Genomic DNA, 24,131 nt, shown 5'->3' on the forward strand with positions numbered 1-24,131 from the left:
ACCAGTTGCGCTTCTTGAACGCTGTTCGTCGATTAGGCTCTGACCTCTGTATCTTGAGGTCACTTATGTATATACTTGATTTACCGATAGTAATGAAAAATAAGGAGGCGTTCTGTATGTTATTGTGGACTCGTAAAATTAATCCACACTTTTATGGCACTAAATGTCGCTCAAGAGTTTGTAATATCGCGCTGCGATAATCTCAGCTTGAGCGAAAATGTCATGATCATTTATCCTATTTCGTCTAGAAATTAGCCCATAGAGTTCCTTTCCCTCGAGCTCAGAGAATTATTGTCAGCAAATGACAACGGGCGCTTACGCCTAAAATTCTTGAGTTTATTATGAGTACCTATTTAACCACCCAACAATTAACTGTTTGTTATTCCCATGCACCGCTGTTTAATGATCTTTGCGTCACTATCTCGCAAGGAGAAAAGATTGGTCTGATTGGCCATAATGGTTGCGGTAAAAGTACCTTGATCAAAGTATTAAGTGGTCGCCAAGAAGCAACTCTAGGTCAGGTTTCAGTGTCACAACGTTGCTTATTGGGATATGTAGAACAATCTTTACCTGCAAACCTTCTACAAAGTACAGTATTAGAAGCGTTACAAGAACGTTTATTAGCGACTGACCACTGGCAAGCTGAGTGTCTATTAGCGGATTTAGGTTTTGCCGAAGCCGAGTATCAACGTACTGTAAACCAACTTAGCGGTGGACAGCAAATACGTTTACTACTGGCAAGGGCTGTGATTACAAAGCCAGATTTATTGTTACTTGATGAACCAAGTAACCATTTAGATCTTCCCTCGATGTTGTGGTTAGAATCATTTTTATCCCAATGGAAGGGCAGTTTTGTCTTGGTTTCACACGACGATGTGTTGTTAGACAAGGTGACTAATTCCACTTGGATTATGCGTGATTCCTCGCTGTATTATTATGATTTACCCTGCTCACAAGCAAGAGAACAGTTAGCTGCCAAGGATTGCGCGGACGAACAACGTTTTGCTAGTGAACAGCAAGAGATTGAGCGCCTTGATCAAAGTGCAAAACGGTTAGCTCAATGGGGTAAAACCTACGATAACGAAGATTTAGCTCGAAAAGCAAAAACCATGCAACGGCGTAAAAACGCGTTTAATCGAGCAGCAAACTGAGTTAAGTGATGGTACGCCGTGGATATTATCGTTAAAGGGTAATGCTTTGCCCGCGAATCGTTTAGTTGAATTTTCTACGTGGAATGTTTGTGTTGAGCAGAGCTGTATTCCACTGTTTGTCGCTCCTTTTATGCAGGTTAAAAGTGGTGATCGGATTGCTATCATGGGCGCAAATGGTTGCGGAAAATCAACGCTATTACGTCATTTATATCAGCACTATCAACAACCCATGATTGATGAGGTCAGCCTGCATGACCAATGTCGGATTGGTTATTATGATCAATCGTTACAGCAAGGTGAGTAGTGAGGCGTCATTAAATAACGCTCTACGACCATTTGCGAATGTCAGTGATGATGGTGCGTAAGCAAGCGCTGATTAATGCGGGTTTTACTTATGAACGACACCAGCAAATGGTCAGTGAATTAAGTGGCGGTGAACGAGCGAGATTGTTGTTTACAGGATTGTCGTTGGCTCAATATCATCTTCTCATGCTTGATGACCGACTAACCACCTTGATTTAGAGGGTAAAGAACAACTTGCCGATACCTTATCGCATTTTGCCGGTGGTGTTTTGTTGGTCAGTCATGATCGCCGACTTATTGAAACCTGTTGTACTCGGTTCTGGGTTATTGTTGATTAACAAGTTATGTGAATATTTGGACGTTAACGAAGCTTATTCCCACCTAGATACAGCGGTTAAACCGTCCAGTAAGCCTAGTGAATCGCACGATCACATAAGTCAGACTGACTATGAACTCGTTGATGAAGAAGCACTTCTGGTACGTTTAGGTTGAATTAGAACAGCGATTAGCCGATGACTTAAAAACGGAAACCACGTCATCAAAAAGTGCGAAACCAGCAACGCTGGCAAGAAGAAATTTGAACAAATCGTCAATAAAATCCGTTAAACTAGCGCCCCGAGGCCATTCCTTGGGGCCTATTTTTGTTCGTAACGTGCGACTAAATTTGTTCTAGTACTCAAGTTATGGATAATAGACCGCTTAGGTAGAAAAACCTTATGTTTACTGACAACAATATCGTTGTTTAATACTAATAAGCTGGGTTTTTCAATTGGATTTGTTAGAGTGTGTCCCCATATAACGTAGAAGGTCTTCATTTAGAGGCTGAACTCTCTTATTGATCTGATTAATGATATTTTTATGTATTAATCACCAATGTGTTGGACACTGATAAGCCCTCTATAGTCGAAGTTGTAGCGAATAAGTGATTGCTCAATGCAATGGCCTTTCGTTGCCACTCCCACTGTAATGGGAAAAACAGTCAAATTAAATTGCTGACTTCTGATTTAACGCATTGTCGCTATATCCAAAGCAATTTAAATTGTTGGACGAACTATTTAAAGAATTTTAAGGTTGGAATGATTGATGTCTGATGTATCAACAAACGTAGCCGATACCGCGCCTGTAATGCAAACCGTGTTAGACACGTTAAATTCCGGCTGGGGGTATTCAATTGGCGGTATCATTTTAGTGATTGCTGCTGGTTATTTTGTGGTGAAAAAACTGAATACACCACGTTTTGTTATTGCGCAAATTCGCCGCCGTAACATGAAAGAGATGAAAAAGCTTGGTACTACTGAAAATACCGAAGCAATGGTCGATTTAGATAAGCTGCTCGATTCTGTAGAAGCTTACGCGACTAAACAAGGTATGAGCGGTAATGATATGGCGAAACTATTAACGCCACTTCAGCAAGTTAGCCAAAAGAAATCGGCAACGAGTTTCTATCACTCTATGGCTCACATCGCAAAAAATATTGGCGATACTGGCCTAGCTAACACACTGACGCAAAAATCTAAGCAAGTGAAAGCAAGTTCACCTTTAATGGCTGGCTTGTTAAAACGCGCTGGCGTTTAATTCTAGTCAGTACTAGTAATTCATAAAAAAGAGCCTCAATCTGATTGCGGCTCTTTTTTATTCAATTTATGGACGGCGCTGTGCATAAACCCAATTAATAATCCGGGCATTATCCAGTGTTGGTACCCAAGAAAAATGATTATAAGGTGTGTTATAAGCATGCATAATGTCATCACTATATAAGGTGATATGGATGTTTTTCGCCCCTTTACGTTTCAAAATATCGTACATCATCGTCGAGGTGTAACGTGTACAGATATGATCGTTGAGAGCATGCGCGAACCACATTGGTACTGAGGTAATATCGCTGTCAGAAAGTGCGTTTTCCATTTCCTGATAGCTTGATTCATATTCAGCTTGGCTCAAACGTAACGCATTTGGGCCCGCATTAAATTTGTATGCTAAATCATAACGATCTGACAATGGGACGATCGTATCTTTTGGTGCAATCACCAGCGCGGCAGCAAACAGTTTTGGATATTGCATGATGAAGCGTAAAGCTGCGCCACCGCCAGAAGATGCTCCTGAAATATAAACGCGGTTTGGTGTGACTTCACCACTCTTAATAAGAGTTTGGATGAGTTCATACTTTGCTGTGTTATAACGCTGCATTTGTTCAAATTGGTCGGGAACATCAGCAATACCAAAACTGTAATTTTCTGGATATTGAACCGACAAAACCGCTGTTTTTTCGTGGTGCTCTATCCAAGTGGTGGCACCGCGATTCGCTTCTAAGTTAGCACGTGGATAAGACGATTTGAGCACTTCACCTCCACCATGTTCCCACACCATAAGCGGAGTCGGTGATTGACTATTGGGTAGGTAGAGCCAATATGAAAGTGTTGTACCATCTTTTGCTGTAAAGGTGTGGTGTTTGAATTCATCAACAGTACGAATCTTAGTGTAATAGTTCAATTGAGAAGTGCTAAGAGCCTTAACGGAACTGTCGATTTGGAGACGCTCCAAGTTTTGTGTATCAAAGTCTGATAAACCGATCGTAAGATTTTTCCCATGGACTTTAACACTTGTCACCTTGATGGCTTTGGATACCGTCGATGGAGTGTCATTTGTGGCACTAAAGATAGCATGGACGATAAAGCGCATTCCTTCGAAATGATTTATATTGACCGGGTGTTGGAATTCATAGGTTAAACTATCTAAGCGTTTACCAAAGTCACCAATATACATATTGGCGTTGACTTGCTGTATCGCTAATTCATCGGATGATGGGGTGGCCTTATTATTCGTTTGGACACAACCAGTTAGAACTAAACTGATTCCTAGAATGATGGATAAAATACGTAACATTGAGGTGTCTCATGGGTGTTGATGAGCATTAACATAAGATGAAACTGATAAAATTATAATAACTGCTTGTTTAATCAAACATTAATGTTCAATTTAATTACTTAAATTTAAAGTTGATCATACTCTTTTCTGACGTGAATAACTTCCACTTTTTTTCAAAATGCTGTCATAATTGCCCACAGTTTTATTCATTTATAAGTGATCTATATCATACTTTGGCAACTTGAATTTAGACTGTCATAAACCACTGCTATGCTCAAAATATGAGTTTAACTTTCACTGTTTTGGGAGTTGCTATGACAGTTTTAGCTGCGGTTTCGATGAGTATTGGCTGGTTAATGGGTAGTAAGAAAAAGCAGGCAAGTTTTGCCGTTTCTTCTATCAGAAGTAAAATAATCAGTTGTTTACGAACTCGTGATTTTTCATCACCGAGTCACCGTATCACATTGCTAGAGCTGGAAAGTCTACAAGATGTATTGTCACACAAACAATATTACAAAGTAGCGTCCATGTTTGAAGAGTATATTGTTTTATTGCGTTTGTCTGAATATAAAACCGAGCAGAAAAAGGGATTTAGGTCTCGTTGTGGTCAGCCCTACCAACAGCTGTTGAAAAACAGCCTTTGCCAGATTTATCGTCAGCTCAACTAGTCAATGGTTGGGTTGTTTCATAGATAAAAAGACTCTCAGTAACCTGAGAGTCTTGTCCTAAGAATCCATTAATTAGCGTGTCAGTAGCTCTTTTAATCCATGAGGCTGACAGCGTAAGTATTGTGGGCTCACCGAAATGGTCGCGCCTAATTCTGCCGCCGCATGCCATGGCCAACGTGGGTCATACAAAATACCACGAGCTAAGCCTATCGCGTCGGCTTTATCTTCTACAAGAATCTGTTCTGCTTGCTTCGCATCAGTGATAAGACCAACGGCAATGACCGGCATTTCAACTGCTGCTTTAATTTGCTCGGAGAAGGGGACTTGGTAGTTCGGGCCAACCTGGATTTGCTGATGCTCAGTTAAACCACCGCTAGATACGTGAATATAGTGACAACCGCGTTTATCCAATGCTTTTGCCAACTCGATGCTTTGTTCCACATCCCAACCGTTGTCTGCCCAGTCTGTGGCACTAATACGAATACCCACCATAAACTCTTCAGGTACTGCTGATTTAATCGCATCAAATACGGCCAATGTTAAACGCATCCGATTTTCGAGGGAGCCGCCAAATTCATCATTACGTTGGTTACTAATTGGAGATAGGAATTGATGCAATAAATAGCCATGAGCAGCATGAATTTCAACGCCTTTAAAACCAGCAGCTAGAGCGCGTTTTGCACCCGCAACAAACTGATTAATGATGGTATCAATTTCGTCGGTGTTTAATGCTCTAGGCGTTGGATCTGTTGCCGCGAAAGGAACAGCGCTTGGCGCTACTGTTTGCCAGCCATTTTCATCTGTTGGTGCGATAGGCGCGCCATTGTTGTTCCATGGCTTGTCTGTTGACGCTTTACGACCACCAGCATGGGCGAGTTGCATTACGAGCGGGGTTGAGGAGTAGCGGCCGACATTTTCCACGACATGCTGCCATGCCGTTTGGCATTCTTCGTTCCAAATGCCTGCGTCTGCGTAGGATATCCGTCCTTCAGGAGCAACGGCGCTGGCTTCAACAATAAGCAATCCTGCACCGGATTGGGCAAGAGTTCCGTAGTGTTGCTCATGCCATGGTCTTACGACTCCGTTTTCAGCAGAGTACATACACATAGGTGCAATGATGATTCGGTTATTGGCTGTCAGTGGGCCAAATGAGATAGGTGTGAATAGCTGAGCCACGTCGCCTCCTTATAGAGATTTTGTGAGTAGCCACAGAGAGTCGTAAGAAACCGTAACTCTGTGTAAGTTGTTAAGGAAGATATGGGGATAAAATTAGAAGAATAAAGGGGGAGATGATTGCCAATTTAATGATAGAAAAACCTACCATTGCCACTAAGTATGATTAACCCCAAATACTATTGATATGGTTTATACCCAAGTAACAAGGTTACTTGGGTATAAGGTATAGAAAGCTAGGCTTTAAGCGTATTGAATATGGCTGTCAGGTTGCGCTTCAGATGGTTGTTCTTCTGCAGTATCAAGCTCGCCAAGATGGTGCTCTAATCCAAGTACCTCACTGGTTTGGCGTAGAACTTGTTGGTTGAGTTCTGGATCATCATGCAAGGAACGACCAAATGATGGAATCATTTCTTGGATCTTGCTTTGCCATGAATCACTTGCCATCTGTTCACCAAAACATTGCTGAAGCAAATTAAGCATAATCGCAGCAGAAGTCGATGCGCCAGGTGATGCGCCGAGCAACGCGGTTAAACTACCATCGCTAGAACTTACTAACTCGGTACCTAAACGTAGTTGGCCACCTTTCCCAGGCTCTTTTTTAATGATTTGTACGCGTTGACCTGCTTGGCATAGTGTCCAATCATTGGCTTTAGCTTGTGGGAAAAAGTCACACAGTGCTTGTGACGATCAGCATCGCTTTGACGTAGTTGCCCAACTAAGTATTTGACTAAGTTGAAATTATGTACGCCAACTTGAGCCATGGGAACCATGTTGTATGGCGTTAATGATTTGAACAGGTCGGTCAGAGAACCATTTTTAAGGAACTTGCTGGAAAAGCTCGCGAAGGGCCCAAACAACAACATACGCTTGCCATCAATAACTCGAGTATCAATATGTGGTACGGACATTGGTGGTGCGCCAACAGAAGCTTTGCCGTAGACTTTCGCGCTGTGTGCTTGCACAACGTCAGGATTCGTTGTGACTAAAAATTGTCCGCCAACTGGAAATCCTGCGTAATTTTTCGCTTCAGGAATGCCAGATTTTTGTAGTAGGCGTAATGAAGCGCCGCCGGCACCAATGAAGACATGTTTGGCTTTAACTATGCGAACTTGGTTATGTTGGTTACCATCCGCAACGGCTATCGACCATGAGCACATCTGCTAAACGTTCAATATCGCGAACTTCGTGATTGAGATGTAAGTTAAAGCCAGCACTATCTTTTAGTTGGGTGATCATTTGGCGAGTGAGTTCACCGAAGTTTACATCAGTGCCGATGCGCATACGAGTCGCAGCGATGGTTTGCTTTGGATCGCGCCCAGCCATCACTTCTGGAATCCATGAAGCAATTTGTTCTGGATCTTCAGAGTAAGCCATACCATCAAAAAGTGGGCTACGGTGAAGTGCTTGATAACGCTTGCGTAAAAAGTTCACATTATCGTCGCCCCAAACGAAGCTCATGTGTGGGACACTGGTGATAAATTCAGATGGATTATTCAGCCAACCTTGCTCGGTTAAATAGGCCCAAAATTGACGAGATATTTGGAATTGTTCATAAATAGCGATGGCTTTATCAATATTGATCTGACCATCTTTCTGTTCAGGGGTGTAGTTAGCCTCAGCCAACGCAGAATGACCAGTACCAGCGTTATTCCAGCCGTTTGAACTTTCGAGAGCAACATCGCCTAGTCGTTCGAATAATTCAATTTTCCAATTAGGTTCTAATTGTTTTAACAAAGTTCCTAAGGTTGCGCTCATTATGCCGCCACCGATAAGAACTACGCTGCCAGCTCGTCTTCCTTTGCGTCAGAATCTTGCTGGTTCAATCCATTATGACAGTTACATTTTTCATTGGGGATTACATCTCTTCACTTGCTAATGTTCGAATTAAACCTGTCCGCTACTTTTTTTGTCCAAACTTACCGTAAGACACACGTCAAAAAGCGATGCAATAATCAATCGCTAAATATAATGATGTTCAACTATGAAAACCGCCGGATGTTGTTTCGGAGGAAGTAAGAGCATCGAGTCTGTGTTTCATGTGGGTAAATTCACTGCTGCTTTTTGTCTACGTCAAAATTTGCTGCAGGAAACTTCAAGTCAATATACCACCATCAAAACCAGTAACAAGTGGTTACGAATTTATTAATGCTGTTTACATTGACACACACCACAAATGCGATATTTATCACTTATGTCTTAACATAAGAAAAGGCACTTAATGTGCCTTTTTTTTGTCACAGCTCATGATATTAAACTAGCTCAGCCCTAACAGACGTTAACTGCCACCGAATAACATCAAAAACACAAAATAAAATCACGCTGATTCCAAGCACTGGAAGTGCCAAACTTAATACCAAAGTTGTTAACGCAATCAGACACTTTATTGGTATTGAAAGTGGAGCCCAAGCTTGACGTAATGGTGTAAAACCATTGCCGGCTTGTGGTCGTTTTTTTTTCCACCACATGGCGTAGCCGAAAAACGATAATACAGCAAAGAGAAATGCCAAACAGAGCCAAAATGATCTGATTTATCAGGCCAAAAAGAACGCCCATATGGGCATCGATACCCCAGCGAATTAGCTTGGCGACTAGAGGGAATTTCTCAAACTCGGCATGGCTGATCACTGACAAATTTTGTGGATTAATTGCGACTGAATCGACTTGTGTTGGCCAACGACGATCAATCTCTTTTACCATCCATGCTTGGTTCTTTTGGTAGGCTGGAACGATCTCAATTTTATTGGCATCAATACCAAAATGTCGCGCTGTTGCCTGTATTTCATCAAACTTTTCCGTTTGAATCGTCACTGGTACGGCTTTAGCCTGTGGGATGTGACGGCTAGGAGTAGGAGTTACCCAACCGATGGTGTGACGCCATTGGGCGCATATTAGCGCCGGCCCATTTAGACCAAGTTAATCCCGTTGCAGAAAAGAACAGGAGTCCAAGGCTTATCCATATACCGATTCGGCTGTGATTATGACGATGACCGGGCATAGGTGTTGAACTTAGTGCGACGTTTGGGGGCCTTCTGTCGCCACCACAAGATAATGCCACCCAATGCGGCTATCCACATCCAAGAGGCTGCTAATTCACTGTAATACCTTCCGACATCACCAAGCAATAAATCTTTGTGCATAAAATCAATGGCAATTCGCAGCGGCAATACACCACTTGTACCATAACTGGCTAACGTTCCACGTATTTCAAGCGATACGGGATCAACAAACACGGTACGGGCTCGATATTTTGTTAACGTAGGGTCACGAAAGAGTACTCGTGTGGTATCTCCGGGCTGAGGCGCCGGACGAACAGACTTAATAGTTAATGGTTTATCAAGCGACTGCAGTGCTGCATTGACTTGTGTGCTAAGTGGGTTGAACCTTGCCTTGAGCTGGGCGGCGGTTAATTCATGATGACAGCCTTGAGGATGATCAGCTCATGTCGAGGGTTGTGCTCATCAAAAGTAATCGTTGGGTTCGGTATTTTTTGTTTAGCTTGATAGTCGTTGTAAACTTTATAGGCCAGAGCGCCTAAAGCTGCCGCACCACCGACTTTTAATGCAGTACTCCCCATTTTTTGGTCTTTTTTGAGCCAAGTAATGCACCAACCAAGCCACCACTGGCTGCGCCTAGACCAAAGGTTTTTAATTGATTTGTATCGGTTTTATGACTGAGTTCAGCCGCTTTTGCTTTCCTTGTTTAACAAGATCTGAATTGAGTGCCTGATTAAGAAGACTTTTTAAATCCATAGTTCACCTCATGCCATACATGCTATATCAAACAATAGGTTTGATTTAATGTCAGTAATATAGCAATTGGAGCCTGAACCTAGGATTAATGAGGGGGTTAGGTTTGTATGTTAAGAGGCTCAGCTGTGGAGAAGAGGGTGACACCATTGGGTTAGGTGATATGTATAAAAAAGGGCCGGAAACTCCCAGCCCTTTATCAGTATGGCGTTAAAAGATTATTACGCCAATTGAGCTTTAATGTGCTCAACGATATCAGTCATTGCGATTGGTGTTTTATCACCAGTGCGACGATTTTTGTATTCGAAGTTACCTTCATCCATACTGCGATCGCCAATGACGATAGTGTGAGGTACACCAATCAATTCCATGTCTGAGAACATCACACCTGGACGTTCTTTACGGTCATCAAACAGCACATCAACACCAAGATCTTTCAGTTCTTGATACAGTTTTTCTGCAGCTTCTTTTACGCGCTCAGATTTGTGCATGTTCATTGGTACGATAGCCACTTGGAATGGCGCGATAGCGTCAGGCCAAATGATGCCGTATTTATCGTTATTTTGCTCGATAGCAGATGCAACCACACGGGAAACACCGATACCGTAACACCCCATTTCTAGGATAACGTTTTTGCCATCAGGACCAAGCACGCCACAGTTCATTTTCTCAGAGTAGTTTTTACCTAGCTGGAAGATGTGACCGACTTCGATACCACGTTTTAGCATCAGTGTGCCTTTACCGCATGGGCTAGGATCACCTTCTACCAACGTTACGTAGGTCTGCTACTTTGCCTAGCTCAACGTCGCGACCCCAGTTAATACCGAAGTAGTGCTTACCGTCGATGTTTGCGCCAGCGCCAAAATCGCTCATTACTGCAACAGTGCGGTCAACAATCACTGGTAGTTCTAGGCCTACAGGGCCAAGAGAACCTGGGCCTGCACCGATTAGAGCGCGGATTTCTGCTTCTTCAGCCATTTCTAGCGGAGATGCGACTTCTTCTAAGTGCTCAGCTTTGATTTCATTTAATTCATGGTCGCCACGAATTATCAACGCTACGATCGGTGCGTCGATTGCGTCAGATGCCTTAACAAACAGAGTTTTCACTGTTTTTTCAATCGGTAGGCCGTGTTGTTCTACCAACTCTGCAATGGTTTTCGCGTTTGGAGTTTCAACTAGCGTCATCTCTTGAGTCGGTGCTGCTGCTTCTGCTGCAGGAGCTACTGCTTCTGCTTTTTCAAGGTTTGCTGCGTAGTCTGACTCAGTTGAGAAGGCGATAAGATCTTCACCGCTTTCTGCTAGCACGTGGAATTCTTGTGAACCATTACCTCCGATAGCACCGCTATCTGCTAATACTGGACGGTAATCAAGACCCATACGATCGAACGCATTACAGTAAGCGGTATGCATAGCATCGTAAGATTTTTGTAGGCCTTCTTTGTCAATATCAAAACTGTAGGCATCCATCATGCAGAATTCACGTGCACGCATCACACCAAAACGTGGGCGGCGTTCATCACGGAATTTAGTTTGGATTTGGTACAAGTTCAGCGGAAGTTGTTTGTAAGAACTCACTTCATTACGAACAAGGTGAGTGATCACTTCTTCTGCTGTTGGGCTGAGTACAAAAGGACGAGTGTGACGGTCAGTAAAGCGTAATAGCTCTGGCCCCATCTTTTCAGAACGTCCAGTTTCTTCCCACAGTTCAAACGGCTGCACTACGGGCATTAACGTTTCGATTGCCCCGGCATTGTCGATTTCTTCACGAACAATTGTTTCGACTTTACGCAGTACGCGCAGACCAGTAGGTAGCCAAGTATAAAGACCTGAAGCTAACTTACGGATCATACCTGCACGCAACATAAGCTGGTGGCTTACGATTTCTGCGTCGTTTGGAGTCTCCTTCAGAGTAGAAAGAAGATAATTACTGGTACGCATTTATGGTATCCGTTCATCAAAGTTGAGGGGATTTATCGTGTTACTAGCGACGATAAATGGGTTATTAGCCGCTAATAATATCAGTCAAATGCTTTTGTCAAAAGGGGTCAATCGCAGTAACTGTTACTAAGTTGTCCTGAACGGTGAATTTCACATTTAAATCGAACAAATTTACTGCATATTCTTTACTGTCAGGTTTGTTTTTCTTATAAGCGGGGCGCGGGTCTTGCGCCAGTACTTGTTCAATAACTTGCTGCTCTTGTACACCGTTAGTTCGAGCCAAAATAGACAGCGTTGCTTCGTTACTCCAGGCCACACTGATCGTATTTGGCTGTTGTGAAGCGTAACCGCCAATGGCTTCTGGAATGGAATCCGAGTAGGGAATATATGGTTTGATATCGACAATTGGGGTGTTGTCGACCAAATCGACACTGCCTACTTCGATGTAATATTGATTGCCTTCTTTTATTACCCCTTTAAGTTCGACTGCCGACATACCAATGCCATTGGGGCGGAATGTTGCTCTTGAGGCAAGTACTCCAATTCTTTCATTACCACCTAATCGAGGCGGGCGAACGGTTGGCTTCCATCCTGCAGCTAAATTTTGATCAAATAAAAATAAAAGCCATAAATGACTAAATTGTTCAAGTCCACGCACTGCTTCTGCGCAGTTAAGTTCATCAACCAAACGGATGCGAGCGGTTGCTGCTGGCACTAACCGCGGCTGACGAGGAACAGCAAACTTCTCTTTGTAAGGGCTTTCAACGAAAGCTATGGGGTGTACTTCGAACATATGATCGATCATCAATATAGAAATGCCAGAAAAAATATCACAATTTTTTTAATAAATCCCTTGCAATCAATTGAGAGTTGTTGATAATGCTTATCACTTAATATGTTATAACATAACAATTTGAAACGCAGATGAGGATACCATGAAAGAAGGCATTCATCCGGAATACCGTAAAGTTGTATTTCACGATACCAGCATTGATCATTACTTTGTTGTGGGTTCTACAGTACAAACTAAAGAAACGATTGAGTATGAAGGTGAAACTTACCCATATGTGACTATTGAGGTGTCTTCTGAATCACACCCATTCTTCACTGGTAAACAACGTGTTGCTCAACAACAAGGCCGTGTTGCGAAATTCAAAAAACGTTTTGGTCAATTTAGTTAAGAGTGACGTGCTATCCCTTAGTTATCCTTTGATAGTGATGTCGATTTAGCGAATTTGGCATGCGCTTTGGGATAGGACGAATTACTGCTTTTGCTGCGCTGTAAAGAATGCAGAAGAGCGAAGTGTATCTGAAGTTGAAGATAAATTTTGGGCTGTGCAACGCTAGCGCAGCTAAATTTTAGGAGATCACAATGAAAGTCGTAAAATCATTAAAAAGTGCTAAAAATCGTCACCCAGATTGCCAAATCGTAAAACGTCGTGGTCGTATGTACGTTATCTGCAAAACGAATCCACGTTTTAAAGCAGTGCAACGTTAATTCCAATATGACTGCTGACTATGAATCGACTCGAAGACCTGATTCATGATCGGCTTTTTGCAATACTTGCTAATGCCATAACAAGCCCAAAAATAGCCCTACAACAAGACGTTGTAGGGCTATTTTATGTAAATACGATCTGTTTTAAATTTACAGCTTGTAGATTACCGTTTGGCTTTCGCCAGAAAACGATCGAGTTGATTGGCAAATTCTCGACGATCGGTTTGTGACAGGCCTGCAGGTCCCCCTGTTTGAATGCCGCTCGAGCGTAATGTATCCATAAAATCGCGCATGTTTAAACGAGCGCCAATCGTTTCTTTCGTGTAGAGCTCTCCTCGAGGGTTAAGTGCATGAGCACCTTTGGCGAGGACTTCCGCTGCTAACGGAATATCAGCTGTGATAATTAAATCACCAGATTCACAACGTTGCACAATTTCATTATCAGCCACATCAAACCCACTTTGTACTTGTAGGCGGTGGATGTTTTGTCTTTGCGGTAACGGGATTGCATGATTGGCTACGAACGTACAGTCGATACCTGTTCGCTCTGCGGCACGGATTAACGTGTCACGGATAACTTTTGGACACGCGTCTGCATCGACCCAAATATTCATTCTTTGTTTCCTGATAATTGTGCTTCTAATGCGATGACACGTTGGGTTAAGTCTTGGACTTGTTGCTCGAGTTGGGTGATTTTTTCTTCAGCCGTTTTTTCTATTTGCGCCGCAATTTCGACTTTGGGAATTCGGGCTGCGCTTTTCCAAGATTTTATAGCGGAGATAATTGCAGGTATTGGCACTGAACTACTAAGACGAGCTTTTACTAAAGCAACCGTAGGGGTTTTTCCCTGCGCTTCAATACTAGAAAAAATCTGTTTAAGCTCATCGGAGATATCTTTTGTGAGCATAATGGTTCCCTTTGATGTAATTTTGCGGCCAGCGTAGCCAAAACTCTAGCTGTTATTCTAACGGTGAAGCCTCATAATCCCAAATAACTTCGGTAGTTCGTGAGGTGTGCACAGGTTTTTAATATGAGTGAAACGAATGGCTTAGAGCAAAAGAGGTATTTACTTGTAAGAGATCTCTCACATGTGTTGTAAGAAAAATCATTTTTAAATAGGGTAATTTAACTGAATATTACTTTAACTATATGATTTTATTTGTTTAATATCTACTTAATAAAACTGACACAGAATTTTGTGCTCTGAGTCCATTGTTTTAAATACTCAGAGCGGTAGATTGAACGGGTCGGAAGGATACTGACAAGGATAAATTGCTACGGAACAGTGGCGGCTTTGGGATGAAGCATCGATAACAGGAATTGTCGTAGCAAGGAAGTATTAGGACTCAGTACGGATACTTTCAATCAACATGGATAAGTTGATTGCAGGGATGAGCATGGACACACCTAAGGATTAGCGGAGTACCATCAGGATGATGGCAAGGACACCGCTCAAGGAACAAGTGATGTGCGCGATTCCGGATTGAGGTCGCAGTATGGATGCAAAGGACACCGCTAGGAAGGCGATGGATGGATATGGCAAAGGGCAATGCCGCTATTATGGATGATGCATGGAGCTTTTTTGTGGCCGGACTGCTGCGAGTGAGAATCAAGCCCCGATACTTTTGTGTCGGGGCTTTTCTTGGTTTGTGTTTAGCTAAAGGCAATGGGTATTAGCCCCGTTAACTGCTGGTTTTTTGATCTAGCTGCCTTTCATATGCACTAAGAAAGACGACAATATAAGCACCGATTGATTAAAACAATGATGAAAGCGATAACGCTGTGGTCGGTGACTTCTAATGATGTGACTCCCCAGGTCAGTGGATGACAGGGAGATCGCTCAAACTTAAAGAACATTTGTATCAACAAGGATAGTCCGTGACTATAGTGACACGCAGGACGCTATTAGTGCCCTATACCGACGCATTAGAATCTGAATTTTTAATGCTAAATTGTTGCGCCAAAAACCGAGCGCAAATGAATGGCCCTAAAACCGTTGCTTCTGCTCGACGTTTATTTAAAACGGTATTACACGATCCTGACATGCATTCTATGGCCGTTTTAGATAACTATAACCGTGAATACATGGGGCATGTTGTCATTGAAACTGACCGTAACGGTGACGCGGAGTTATCTTACCTCTTTGATAAAGCGTATTGGGGAAATGGTTATGCTTCGGAAGCCCTTAAAGCTTACTTTCCCCATATTTGTAAACAGTTAGCACTATCAATGGTGGTTGCAAAGGTAAATATTGGGCATGAGCCAAGCATTGCTATCCTTAACAAGCTAGGTTTTAAGCTGCAAGGTAAAGAAGAAAATGAATTCGGCCCTTATTATCGTTTCGAGTGGCATCAACGACCTGTGGTTAAGGAAGATGATGAGGTGGCAAGTGAAATTTTTGGGCTCTGAATCCTTGCATGACTAACTGACCTTGGTAGCAATCGTCTCCAAGGGCGGAAAACTCAAACCAGTAAACGGTATGCCAACGCCACTCTCCTTGTGGCGTTTTTAAATGATGACGACCAAATGAGACGCTCACTAGTTGTAAATTGAGTTGGTCGCATTGGCGTTTAATGACATGTTTAGCGATTTCTGCCTGACGACGTTGTTGCCAAAATGCGTAAGAGAAAAGGCATACCAGCAGTATCCCCAGCAGATAATCATTCATTCCTAATCTCTCAACTTTTGGTATTACGCTGCAATTCCATCAGCGCCTGTGTGAGCTCTGGTGATGGGCTTGCATGCAATAGTGGCAGGATCACCATTCGCAGTTGAGGGAGCATCACTAAATCAGCGAACAACTGGTTGAATAGGGCTTGATTCCCTGTTTGTGCTAAACGCAGCAAGAAACGTTGTGCTCGGCCGCTATCAGCGAGTACATGCCATGAACGTCCCGCGATACCGATCAAAATTTCCTGATGGCTTAATTGCTCTGAACTTAAAAGTTTATCGACAATGTCTGTCAGATGTTTTTCAGGAGCGCCAGCTAATGCTCTCACTAAGGCGGAAAGTAAAAACAGATCGGGCTTATCACTGACGATCTCTTTATTCGCCATTTCAACGATTCGATCAGCTAATTTTTCAGGAAGATCAATGTGTTCTAACGCACCAAGTAAGGCATAAAGTGGCTGGGTTGGTAAATGCGCGATGGCCTTACGCAGTAATACGCCATTCTGTTCTTGTCCGATATGAGTACAGATATCAGTGATACCTTGTAGCCCAACTGTTTGCCAGTTATCCCATCCTAATCCACCTTTGAAGTAGTGCTGGGCATGCTCATAATATTGACTGCATGGCAGGGCTAAGTGAGAACGAATTAGGCTATGAAAGAGCGCCATTTTATCTTCATGGGGTTTGAAGGTGTATGGGTTGTTAGTCAGTTTTTGTTGCTGTTCTTCACTTAACTCATTCGTGAGCCGAGAGCCCATAGCCTCTAATACATATTGAATAAATTGGGTGACGTGAGATTGCTGTAATAAACCGCGTTCGTCTAATTCAAATTTTAAAAACCAGATCCAAGGTTGATTCGCTTCGTTCCAATAAGCAATGGCAATTTGCGCACTGCGCTGCACCGGATATGGATAAGGTTGAGACCCTTGTTCAACTTGGTGAAATTGTTCATTGGGAATAACTTGGATACGTCGACCGAGGTCGAAAACTTTATAATGATTGCCACTGGTTTGCAGTAGCTGACTTAATGTTGCGATGTTGTCCATGATACTCAATGGTCCGGAATGTCTTATCTAAGGCAATGGTAACCTATACTGAGGTCAGAATAAAATGTTCTCCAGTGATTGCATTTAAAGGTAAATTGAATACTATCGGGCACGATAGAAAAACAAACACCTTAGGACAGGAATGAGTAGATCTGTAGAAAGTTTGGTTACCATGCTAGAAGAGCTGGAATATGAATTACGTCGTATAGGCTTGTGGCAAACCCAAGTACCAAATATGGCGGCACTACAAAGTGAACAGCCATTTGCCCTAGACACGCTAGAGCCTCATGAGTGGTTACAATGGATCTTTATTCCTCAAATGCTTCGTTTGTTAGAACACGATCAGGTTCCGAGTGGTTTTGCTATTACTCCGTATTTTGAGCAGGTGTGGTCTGGTAAATATGAATACCGAGCTATTCTACGGGTATTAATGTGTATCGATGAAGTGGGGCAATAATGTTAGAAATCATTTATCAAGATGAACATTTTGTTGCCGTAAATAAACCGGCAGGAATGCTAGTACATCGCTCATGGTTAGATAAACATGAGACGCAATTTGTGATGCAGACATTGCGAGATCAAATTGGTCAACATGTATTTCCTATTCATCGTTTAGACCGACCAACATCAGGGGTTTTGCTGTTTGCCTTATCGAGTGAAGTGGCGCGAGATGTTATGCCAATGTTTGCTAATCACGATATTGAGAAAACCTATCATGCGGTCGTTCGAGGTTGGCTAAAAGAAGAAGGGGTGCTTGATTATCCTTTGAAAGAAGAACTGGATAAAATTGCTGATAAAAAGGCAAAGCAGGATAAAGAACCGCAAGAAGCCATCACTCACTATCGGCCCATTGCACAAGTGGAGGTTCCACACTCCACTGGGCGTTTCCCGACGACACGCTACGGAATGGTTGAACTCAAACCTAAAACTGGTCGTAAACATCAATTGCGTCGCCACCTAGCCCACCTTAGACATCCGATTGTCGGTGATACTAACCATGGGGAAGGGCGGCATAACCGCTTATATCGTGATCATTATGATTCACATCGCTTGCTATTACACGCTAGCCATATGAGTTTCAAACATCCTTATTCAAAACAAATCATAGAGTTACGAGCTGAGTTTGATGAGGTTTGGCATCGATTGTTTGGTGAATTTTCCTGGACGCATCCGCACCGTTAACTGATGGACATACCCAAAAATGGCCGCAGGATGAAGCGCTTGATAAGCGATGACAGGTCAGTTCATACGCTATTGATATCGATACAGAGATAAAAAATGCTCAGCCTTAGCTGAGCATTTTTTGTATTCAATACAACCGAAGTTCTATTTAGCTAGATAATCACGAATGGATTTTTCGATACCAGCGCCATCAAGGTCTAACTCTGCATGCAGCTCTTGCTGAGTTCCCTGGGCAATGAAGCGATCCGGTAAACCAATGTTTAGTACTGGTTTTAGCAGTTTCTCTTGCATCAGAAATTCGTTCACACCAGCACCGGCACCGCCTGCGATAGTATTTTCTTCTACAGTGACCAAAACATCATGTTCAGCGGCTAATTGACGAATTAATGCTTCATCTAATGGTTTTACAAAACGCATATCAGCAACGGTCGCATTTAATGTTTCTGCAGCTTCTAGAACACTTGGTAAGAAGGTACCAAAGTTAAGAATCGCCACTTTTTCTCCACTGCGCACCATGCGGCCTTTACCAATGTCGAGAGCGGTAAATTGAGTCTCAATTTCTGCACCCATACCACTGCCACGAGGGTAGCGCACCGCACAAGGACCTTGATGTTGATGACCGGTATACAGCATCTGACGACATTCATTTTCGTCTGCTGGAGTCATGATGGTCATATTAGGGATACAGCGCATAAAGCTAAGATCGAACGCACCTTGGTGGGTTTGGCCGTCTGCACCCACGAGGCCTGCGCGGTCAATTGCAAACATGACCGGTAAGTTCATGATTGCAACATCATGGATAAGTTGATCATAGCCACGTTGCAAGAACGTCGAATAGATAGCAACGATGGGGTGATAACCACCAATAGCCATCCCTGTCGCTAGCGTCACTGCATGCTGCTCTGCAATAGCCACATCAAAGTATTGTTCTGGGTATTCTTTGGAAAAACGAACCATCCCTGAGCCTTCGCGCATTGCTGGTGTAATAGCAAGCAGTTTTGGATCTTGCGCTGCCATATCACATAAGAAATCGCCAAAAATGTTCGAAAACGTTGGCTGGGTCGATTTACTTTTCGGCAGGCTATCCGTATTTGGGTCAAATTTAGGGACGCCGTGATAACCAATCGGATCTTTCTCGGCTGGTTCGTAACCTTTCCCTTTTTTGGTCATGACATGCAGGAACTGAGCGCCTTTCAAATCGCGCATATTTTTGAGGGTTTTAATCAGTTCTAGAACATCGTGACCATCAACAGGGCCAATATAGTTAAATCCCAGCTCTTCAAATAAAGTGCCCGGTACTACCATACCTTTAAGGTGTTCTTCGGTGCGACGAACAAGCTCTTTGATTGGCGGAATTCCGGAAAGCACCTTCTTACCGCCTTCTCGAATAGACGTATAGAAGTTACCGGATAACAATTGAGCAAGGTGGTTGTTTAATGCGCCAACGTTTTCCGAGATCGACATCTCGTTGTCGTTCAAAATCACTAGCATATCAGGGTTGATACCACCGGCATGGTTCATGGCTTCAAATGCCATACCCGCCGTAATCGCCCCATCACCAATCACGCTAACAACTTTACGTCCTTCACCTTCTTTCTCTGCTGCAACGGCCATACCAAGTGCAGCACTGATAGACGTTGATGAGTGACCCACTGACAGCGTATCGTATTCGCTTTCTTCACGCCAAGGGAAAGGATGTAAACCGCCTTTTTGGCGGATAGTACCCATCTGTTCACGACGGCCAGTCAAGATTTTATGCGGGTACGCTTGATGGCCAACATCCCAAATTAACTGATCATTAGGAGTATCGTACACATAGTGAAGTGCCACGGTTAATTCGACGGTACCTAATCCGGAAGCCAAGTGACCACTGGATTGACTGACTGAATTAAGCAAAAATGTTCGTAGCTCATCGCACAACTGAGGCAGAACCTCCTTTGGCAGGCTACGTAAATCATCCGGAGTGTTAACAAGTGCTAACGTCGGATATTTAGAGATATCTAGAGTCATAGTTATGCGCGCTGATTGTGTTAGTTTTTGCGCTCGATAACGTATCGTGCGAACGCTTCGAGATACTCTGTGTCATAGGGAATTGCTTCTAATGCTTGAAGCGCTTCTTGCAACAGAGTTTGCGCTTTATCTATTGCACCTTCGAGCCCTAAAAGAGCCGGGTAAGTGCTTTTATGTAATTGTTGATCTGAGCCTTGTGGCTTTCCTAGTGTTTGTGTATCACTAATAATGTCGAGGATGTCGTCCTGAACTTGGAAAGCAAGTCCCACTGCGTCAGCATATCGATCAAGTTGAGGGAGAACCTCAAGACCTTTTTCGCCAGCAGCCATCGCACCAAGGCGAATAGCGCAACGCATTAGCGCACCAGTTTTATTGCGGTGGATATGTTCCAATTCTTGTAAACCAACCGAGCGATTCTCTGCCGCTAAATCCAGTGCTTGGCCAAGGCACATACCTTGCGCACCAGACGCTTGAGCTAAGGCCTGAATCATTTTCACTCGATTTTTTTCACCATTTAGGGATAAAGCGCCTTCAGATAAAATGGTGAACGCCAGAGTTTGCAGAGCATCTCCGGTTAAAATGGCTGTCGCTTCATCAAACTTAATATGGCAAGTGGCTTGGCCGCGACGCAATTCGTCATCGTCCATTGCTGGTAAATCATCATGAATCAGAGAGTAAGCATGGATACACTCTATGGCTGACGCTGGTGTATCGAGATCGTCTAACTCACAATTGAGCATCTGACCCGTGATATAAACCAAAAATGGGCGAGCACGTTTCCCTCCCAAAAGCAGTCCATAACGCATTGCCTGAATTAGGCTTTGGTTCTGATCTGGTAAATGGTTTAACCATAAATCAAGCTGTTGATTGTTTCTTTTCTGTAAAGAGGTTAAGGCCTCATTCATAGAGCTCTTTTCATCCATCATCATTCTTGCGAGTCGGCAAAATCACTCAGTGGTGCTTCATCACTATTACTAAGCAGAATACTGACACGTTGCTCTGCTTCATCAAGTTTAGTTTGTCCTGAACGTGCGAGGGCGATGCCTCGTTCAAACTTTTTCAGAGCATCGTCCAGAGGAAGTTCACCATTTTCTAGCTGCTCAACCAGAGTGTCGAGTTCGGTTATGGTTTCTTCAAAGGACATATTTTCCGGTTTTTTACTCGCCATAATGATTTTACCTTGAGAAAGATGCACGAAAGTTACCTTAGGGATTACCTACGGTCAAATTTAACCAAATAATTTTGTCACAAATAAACAAACTCTGTTAGCACTTAACGTGAAAAAATGCCTAAGTTGTTTAACAGACATAATGATGCAACATGGTGAATTGCAATATTTGTAAGCGAAAATTAGTTAGAGTGTTTAAAGAGTGACCTATCTGATTGAGTTGCAGAGCATTCTATCATGTTTTCAGGTGACACCGGTGCGTAGTTATGCAACGATTTATTGGTTAATCTATTGAGCTTTAACGTTAATACTTAAATTGTCAGCTTATCTTATATGTACGATGCTGTGTGTGAATTTACGATAGAAATGAGATTACTGAACGGTGTTCACAAACCCTTATCATTAACACGGGCATCAGGTTCATTTATCTATAGTTTTCTTAAAGAGCATCGTAATGTGGCATGAATGGAACTGTACTAAGAGCGAATACATTCTCGTTGAAACAGTATCTTGAGGTTATTTGGGTATATATTAAATTTAACGTATCGCATGTTTCGGTTATCAAGGTGCGCTTCTATACTGCGTAGCTAATTTTTTACATAGAATGACGATGTCTTCAAATCAGATTTTTACCTCAGAGTGAATACTTTCTCTTTGAACCCAAATTCTTGGGCTGACTTGGGTAGATAAGGTGAGAAAATCTGCATTTTACATTGCACTATATATAATTAACTCAAGGATTTGATAATCTTGCCGATAACGTTGAGTAAACACTTAAACGCGAATAAACAGTAGCATGAGGAGTGCTTCGTGGATTTAGCAACGCTAATAGGCCTTATTGGTGGCTTGGCTTTCGTAACAATGGCGATGATTTTGGGCGGCAGCATTATGATGTTCGTCGACGTCACCTCGATTTTGATCGTAGTTGGTGGGTCTATCTTCGTTGTTATGATGAAATTTACCATGGGGCAGTTTTTTGGTGCCGCAAAAATTGCGGGCAAAGCTTTCATGTTTAAGGCAGATGAGCCTGAAGATTTAATCGCCAAAGTGGTTGAAATGGCCGATGCTGCTCGTAAAGGGGGGTTCCTTGCCCTTGAAGAAATGGAAATTACCAACTCTTTTATGCAAAAAGGGATTGATTTACTTGTCGATGGCCATGATGCCGATGTCGTTCGAGCCACACTGCAAAAAGATATTGCACTGACCACTGAACGTCATGAAACTGGCGGCAATGTGTTCCGCGCGTTTGGTGATGTAACGCCAGCAATGGGGATGATCGGTACACTCGTAGGTTTGGTGGCAATGCTATCTAACATGGACGACCCTAAATCGATTGGCCCTGCGATGGCAGTCGCCTTGTTAACCACGCTGTATGGTGCTGTGTTGTCTAACATGGTGTTTTTCCCAATTGCGGATAAGTTAGCATTACGTCGTGATCAAGAAACGTTGAATCGTCGTTTGATTATGGATGGAGTGCTGGCTATTCAAGACGGTCAAAATCCTCGAGTTATTGATAGCTACCTGAAAAACTACCTCAATGAAGGTAAACGTGTGTTAGATGTTGATAACGAATAGTGGAATAAGTAGATATGGATGACGAAGAAAAATGTAAATGTCCGCCCCCCGGTTTACCTTTATGGATGGGAACATTTGCGGACTTAATGTCATTGCTGATGTGCTTCTTCGTACTGCTCCTTTCGTTCTCAGAAATGGACGTGCTGAAGTTTAAGCAAATTGCTGGCTCAATGAAATTTGCCTTTGGTGTGCAAAATAAACTGGAAGTGAAAGATATCCCAAAAGGGACCAGTATCATTGCGCAAGAATTCCGTCCAGGTCGTCCAGAACCTACACCTATCGATGTTATTATGCAGCAAACCATCGATATCACTCAGCAAACCCTAGAGTTCCAAGAAGGTGAATCGGATCGTGCTGGTGGTAGTCAGCGTGATGCAGGTAAACTCGATGGGGGACAATCGCCTGAAACTTCAACGGAAATGAACCAGAATACGGAATCGGTTCAACAGCAACAGCAATCTGAAGCGATGTCGGAAGAAGATGTTGATTCAACCGTTGAGAAGATTCGTAAAGCACTTCAGCGAGAAATCGCGGAAGGGGCCATTGAAGTTGAAAATCTTGGCCAACAAATTGTTATCCGCATTAAAGAGAAAGGGGCTTTCCCTGCAAGCTCGGCATTTTTACAGCCGAAATTCCGCCCATTGGTTCGCCAAATTGCTGAGTTAGTCAAAGATGTTCCGGGTAAGATTCGAATTACAGGGCATACCGATAACCAACCGATAGATTCGGAACTGTATCGTTCACTATGGGATCTGTCTGCTCAACGCGCGGTTTCAGTGGCACAGGAAATGGAAAAAGTGAAAGGCTTTAACCATGATCGCTTGCAAGTTCGTGGTTTAGCCGATACCGATCCATTGGTTCCCAATGATACACCTGAACATCGTGCGGAAAACCGTCGGGTTGAAATCAGCATTATGCAAGGTGAACCTCTATATAGTGATGAAGTGCCATCCATTCCCGGAGATGGGGGCGCTGGGCAAAATGCGCCAGCAACACCGAATCAATAATTCTGGTTATTGAACCCTTGTATACAAAGCGAGCTATGGCTCGCTTTGTTATTTTTAGTGAGTAATTTACTTACTCAAGCGCCTTAATCACAGCCATTTAGGCATAAAGCTTTTGACGCTATTCGAGA

The 24,131-nt window shown here is 43.0% G+C and carries 22 protein-coding genes and 5 pseudogenes; 10 read left to right on the forward strand and 17 right to left on the reverse strand.

The window, feature by feature from the left end; genetic code table 11:
- Window positions 1-341 precede the first annotated feature (341 nt).
- Both I1A42_RS25280 and I1A42_RS03975 read left to right on the forward strand, forming a co-directional pair.
- Window positions 342-2,035 (forward strand): annotated as a pseudogene (locus I1A42_RS25280) (ABC-F family ATP-binding cassette domain-containing protein).
- A 502-nt stretch (window positions 2,036-2,537) separates the two neighbouring features.
- A complete protein-coding gene (locus tag I1A42_RS03975; RefSeq protein WP_196122727.1) occupies window positions 2,538-3,029 on the forward strand; it encodes a hypothetical protein in 492 nt (163 codons plus the stop codon).
- 66 nt (window positions 3,030-3,095) lie between these two features.
- On the opposite strand, the gene I1A42_RS03980 is transcribed toward I1A42_RS03975, so the two are convergent.
- Window positions 3,096-4,337: a carboxylesterase family protein gene (locus I1A42_RS03980; protein WP_196122728.1), complete on the reverse strand. Its 1,242-nt coding sequence runs from the start codon at window positions 4,335-4,337 to the stop codon at window positions 3,096-3,098.
- 296 nt (window positions 4,338-4,633) lie between these two features.
- On the opposite strand from I1A42_RS03980, the gene I1A42_RS03985 reads away from it, so the two are divergent.
- Window positions 4,634-4,987, forward strand: coding sequence for a hypothetical protein (locus I1A42_RS03985; RefSeq protein ID WP_196122729.1), 354 nt, complete (start codon window positions 4,634-4,636; stop codon window positions 4,985-4,987).
- Window positions 4,988-5,059: 72 nt separating this feature from the next.
- Here the strand turns inward: I1A42_RS03985 and I1A42_RS03990 are convergent, their stop codons facing one another.
- The 9 genes and pseudogenes from I1A42_RS03990 to tsaA form a co-directional block, all read right to left on the reverse strand.
- The gene (locus tag I1A42_RS03990; RefSeq protein ID WP_196122730.1) at window positions 5,060-6,163 is read right to left on the reverse strand and encodes an NADH:flavin oxidoreductase/NADH oxidase; all 1,104 of its coding nucleotides are present in this window, start codon (window positions 6,161-6,163) and stop codon (window positions 5,060-5,062) included.
- A 240-nt stretch (window positions 6,164-6,403) separates the two neighbouring features.
- Window positions 6,404-7,320 (reverse strand): annotated as a pseudogene (locus I1A42_RS25285) (malate:quinone oxidoreductase).
- A complete protein-coding gene (locus tag I1A42_RS24990; RefSeq protein ID WP_268982042.1) occupies window positions 7,286-7,918 on the reverse strand; it encodes a malate:quinone oxidoreductase in 633 nt (210 codons plus the stop codon). The pseudogene I1A42_RS25285 and the gene I1A42_RS24990 overlap by 35 nt, the downstream one beginning before the upstream one ends.
- A 540-nt stretch (window positions 7,919-8,458) precedes the next feature.
- Window positions 8,459-8,971, reverse strand: coding sequence for a PepSY domain-containing protein (locus I1A42_RS04000; protein ID WP_196122731.1), 513 nt, complete (start codon window positions 8,969-8,971; stop codon window positions 8,459-8,461).
- Window positions 8,972-9,002: 31 nt separating this feature from the next.
- Window positions 9,003-9,158 carry a PepSY domain-containing protein gene (locus I1A42_RS25290; RefSeq protein WP_196122732.1) on the reverse strand — a complete coding sequence of 52 codons (156 nt, stop codon included), beginning with the start codon at window positions 9,156-9,158 and terminating at the stop codon, window positions 9,003-9,005.
- Window positions 9,139-9,516: pseudogene (locus I1A42_RS04010) on the reverse strand (PepSY domain-containing protein); the annotation flags it as partial. The gene I1A42_RS25290 and the pseudogene I1A42_RS04010, both read right to left, overlap by 20 nt.
- A gap of 59 nt (window positions 9,517-9,575) precedes the next feature.
- A pseudogene (locus I1A42_RS04015) lies at window positions 9,576-9,912 on the reverse strand (DUF533 domain-containing protein); the annotation flags it as partial.
- Between the two features lie 218 nt (window positions 9,913-10,130).
- Window positions 10,131-11,847, reverse strand: a pseudogene (locus tag I1A42_RS04020) (proline--tRNA ligase).
- A 97-nt stretch (window positions 11,848-11,944) separates the two neighbouring features.
- Window positions 11,945-12,640 carry a tRNA (N6-threonylcarbamoyladenosine(37)-N6)-methyltransferase TrmO gene (gene tsaA / locus I1A42_RS04025; RefSeq protein WP_196122153.1) on the reverse strand — a complete coding sequence of 232 codons (696 nt, stop codon included), beginning with the start codon at window positions 12,638-12,640 and terminating at the stop codon, window positions 11,945-11,947.
- A gap of 142 nt (window positions 12,641-12,782) precedes the next feature.
- Between tsaA and I1A42_RS04030 the strand changes: the two genes are divergently transcribed.
- Both I1A42_RS04030 and ykgO read left to right on the forward strand, forming a co-directional pair.
- Complete coding sequence (locus I1A42_RS04030; protein WP_161154988.1) at window positions 12,783-13,028, forward strand: type B 50S ribosomal protein L31; 246 nt, start codon at window positions 12,783-12,785, stop codon at window positions 13,026-13,028.
- Window positions 13,029-13,219: 191 nt separating this feature from the next.
- The gene (ykgO, locus tag I1A42_RS04035; RefSeq protein ID WP_161154989.1) at window positions 13,220-13,345 is read left to right on the forward strand and encodes a type B 50S ribosomal protein L36; all 126 of its coding nucleotides are present in this window, start codon (window positions 13,220-13,222) and stop codon (window positions 13,343-13,345) included.
- Between the two features lie 164 nt (window positions 13,346-13,509).
- Here the strand turns inward: ykgO and I1A42_RS04040 are convergent, their stop codons facing one another.
- Together I1A42_RS04040 and I1A42_RS04045 are read right to left on the reverse strand one after the other, a co-directional pair.
- Complete coding sequence (locus I1A42_RS04040; RefSeq protein ID WP_161154990.1) at window positions 13,510-13,959, reverse strand: YaiI/YqxD family protein; 450 nt, start codon at window positions 13,957-13,959, stop codon at window positions 13,510-13,512.
- The gene (locus I1A42_RS04045; RefSeq protein ID WP_196122140.1) at window positions 13,956-14,252 is read right to left on the reverse strand and encodes a hypothetical protein; all 297 of its coding nucleotides are present in this window, start codon (window positions 14,250-14,252) and stop codon (window positions 13,956-13,958) included. The genes I1A42_RS04040 and I1A42_RS04045 overlap by 4 nt, the downstream gene beginning before the upstream one ends.
- A gap of 977 nt (window positions 14,253-15,229) precedes the next feature.
- Between I1A42_RS04045 and I1A42_RS04050 the strand changes: the two genes are divergently transcribed.
- The gene (locus I1A42_RS04050) at window positions 15,230-15,754 is read left to right on the forward strand and encodes a GNAT family N-acetyltransferase (protein WP_408063524.1); all 525 of its coding nucleotides are present in this window, start codon (window positions 15,230-15,232) and stop codon (window positions 15,752-15,754) included.
- On the opposite strand, the gene I1A42_RS04055 is transcribed toward I1A42_RS04050, so the two are convergent.
- Window positions 15,711-16,013 (reverse strand): DUF3301 domain-containing protein, encoded by a 303-nt coding sequence (locus I1A42_RS04055; protein ID WP_161154996.1) that lies wholly within the window; start codon window positions 16,011-16,013, stop codon window positions 15,711-15,713. The genes I1A42_RS04050 and I1A42_RS04055 overlap by 44 nt on opposite strands.
- 10 nt (window positions 16,014-16,023) lie before the next feature.
- Window positions 16,024-17,061, reverse strand: coding sequence for a DUF3549 family protein (locus I1A42_RS04060; RefSeq protein ID WP_196122734.1), 1,038 nt, complete (start codon window positions 17,059-17,061; stop codon window positions 16,024-16,026).
- A 142-nt stretch (window positions 17,062-17,203) separates the two neighbouring features.
- Here I1A42_RS04060 and I1A42_RS04065 point away from each other — a divergent pair, with 142 nt between their 5' ends.
- Together I1A42_RS04065 and truC are read left to right on the forward strand one after the other, a co-directional pair.
- Window positions 17,204-17,518 (forward strand): YqcC family protein, encoded by a 315-nt coding sequence (locus tag I1A42_RS04065; protein WP_196122735.1) that lies wholly within the window; start codon window positions 17,204-17,206, stop codon window positions 17,516-17,518.
- Entirely contained in the window at window positions 17,518-18,243 is a 726-nt protein-coding gene (gene truC / locus I1A42_RS04070; protein ID WP_196122736.1) for a tRNA pseudouridine(65) synthase TruC, read from the forward strand. Before I1A42_RS04065 ends, truC begins: the two co-directional genes overlap by 1 nt.
- Before the next feature lie 144 nt (window positions 18,244-18,387).
- Here truC and dxs read toward each other — a convergent pair whose 3' ends face one another.
- From dxs to xseB, 3 genes are read right to left on the reverse strand one after another with little or no spacing between them, the layout of a single operon-like run.
- Complete coding sequence (gene dxs, locus I1A42_RS04075; RefSeq protein ID WP_196122737.1) at window positions 18,388-20,253, reverse strand: 1-deoxy-D-xylulose-5-phosphate synthase; 1,866 nt, start codon at window positions 20,251-20,253, stop codon at window positions 18,388-18,390.
- 20 nt (window positions 20,254-20,273) lie between these two features.
- Window positions 20,274-21,158 carry a (2E,6E)-farnesyl diphosphate synthase gene (gene ispA, locus I1A42_RS04080; protein ID WP_161155006.1) on the reverse strand — a complete coding sequence of 295 codons (885 nt, stop codon included), beginning with the start codon at window positions 21,156-21,158 and terminating at the stop codon, window positions 20,274-20,276.
- A gap of 20 nt (window positions 21,159-21,178) precedes the next feature.
- Complete coding sequence (gene xseB / locus I1A42_RS04085; RefSeq protein WP_161155147.1) at window positions 21,179-21,421, reverse strand: exodeoxyribonuclease VII small subunit; 243 nt, start codon at window positions 21,419-21,421, stop codon at window positions 21,179-21,181.
- Between the two features lie 810 nt (window positions 21,422-22,231).
- Between xseB and pomA the strand changes: the two genes are divergently transcribed.
- Entirely contained in the window at window positions 22,232-22,996 is a 765-nt protein-coding gene (gene pomA, locus I1A42_RS04090) for a flagellar motor protein PomA (RefSeq protein ID WP_161155008.1), read from the forward strand.
- 14 nt (window positions 22,997-23,010) lie between these two features.
- Window positions 23,011-24,003, forward strand: coding sequence for a flagellar motor protein MotB (locus I1A42_RS04095; protein ID WP_161155010.1), 993 nt, complete (start codon window positions 23,011-23,013; stop codon window positions 24,001-24,003).
- Window positions 24,004-24,131 lie beyond the last annotated feature (128 nt).

The organism is Vibrio nitrifigilis (assembly GCF_015686695.1).
In the GTDB taxonomy this organism is placed as follows: Bacteria; Pseudomonadota; Gammaproteobacteria; order Enterobacterales; family Vibrionaceae; genus Vibrio; species Vibrio nitrifigilis.

Coding starts and splice junctions, on each gene's coding strand:
- I1A42_RS03975 (WP_196122727.1), top strand. CDS start 2,538: ATGTCTGATGTATCAACAAACGTAGCCGATACCGCGCCTGTAATGCAA.
- I1A42_RS03980 (WP_196122728.1), bottom strand. CDS start 4,337: ATGTTACGTATTTTATCCATCATTCTAGGAATCAGTTTAGTTCTAACT.
- I1A42_RS03985 (WP_196122729.1), top strand. CDS start 4,634: ATGACAGTTTTAGCTGCGGTTTCGATGAGTATTGGCTGGTTAATGGGT.
- I1A42_RS24990 (WP_268982042.1), bottom strand. CDS start 7,918: ATGAGCGCAACCTTAGGAACTTTGTTAAAACAATTAGAACCTAATTGG.
- I1A42_RS25290 (WP_196122732.1), bottom strand. CDS start 9,158: ATGCCCGGTCATCGTCATAATCACAGCCGAATCGGTATATGGATAAGC.
- tsaA (WP_196122153.1), bottom strand. CDS start 12,640: ATGTTCGAAGTACACCCCATAGCTTTCGTTGAAAGCCCTTACAAAGAG.
- I1A42_RS04030 (WP_161154988.1), top strand. CDS start 12,783: ATGAAAGAAGGCATTCATCCGGAATACCGTAAAGTTGTATTTCACGAT.
- ykgO (WP_161154989.1), top strand. CDS start 13,220: ATGAAAGTCGTAAAATCATTAAAAAGTGCTAAAAATCGTCACCCAGAT.
- I1A42_RS04040 (WP_161154990.1), bottom strand. CDS start 13,959: ATGAATATTTGGGTCGATGCAGACGCGTGTCCAAAAGTTATCCGTGAC.
- I1A42_RS04045 (WP_196122140.1), bottom strand. CDS start 14,252: ATGCTCACAAAAGATATCTCCGATGAGCTTAAACAGATTTTTTCTAGT.
- I1A42_RS04055 (WP_161154996.1), bottom strand. CDS start 16,013: ATGAATGATTATCTGCTGGGGATACTGCTGGTATGCCTTTTCTCTTAC.
- I1A42_RS04060 (WP_196122734.1), bottom strand. CDS start 17,061: ATGGACAACATCGCAACATTAAGTCAGCTACTGCAAACCAGTGGCAAT.
- I1A42_RS04065 (WP_196122735.1), top strand. CDS start 17,204: ATGAGTAGATCTGTAGAAAGTTTGGTTACCATGCTAGAAGAGCTGGAA.
- truC (WP_196122736.1), top strand. CDS start 17,518: ATGTTAGAAATCATTTATCAAGATGAACATTTTGTTGCCGTAAATAAA.
- dxs (WP_196122737.1), bottom strand. CDS start 20,253: ATGACTCTAGATATCTCTAAATATCCGACGTTAGCACTTGTTAACACT.
- ispA (WP_161155006.1), bottom strand. CDS start 21,158: ATGAATGAGGCCTTAACCTCTTTACAGAAAAGAAACAATCAACAGCTT.
- xseB (WP_161155147.1), bottom strand. CDS start 21,421: ATGGCGAGTAAAAAACCGGAAAATATGTCCTTTGAAGAAACCATAACC.
- I1A42_RS04095 (WP_161155010.1), top strand. CDS start 23,011: ATGGATGACGAAGAAAAATGTAAATGTCCGCCCCCCGGTTTACCTTTA.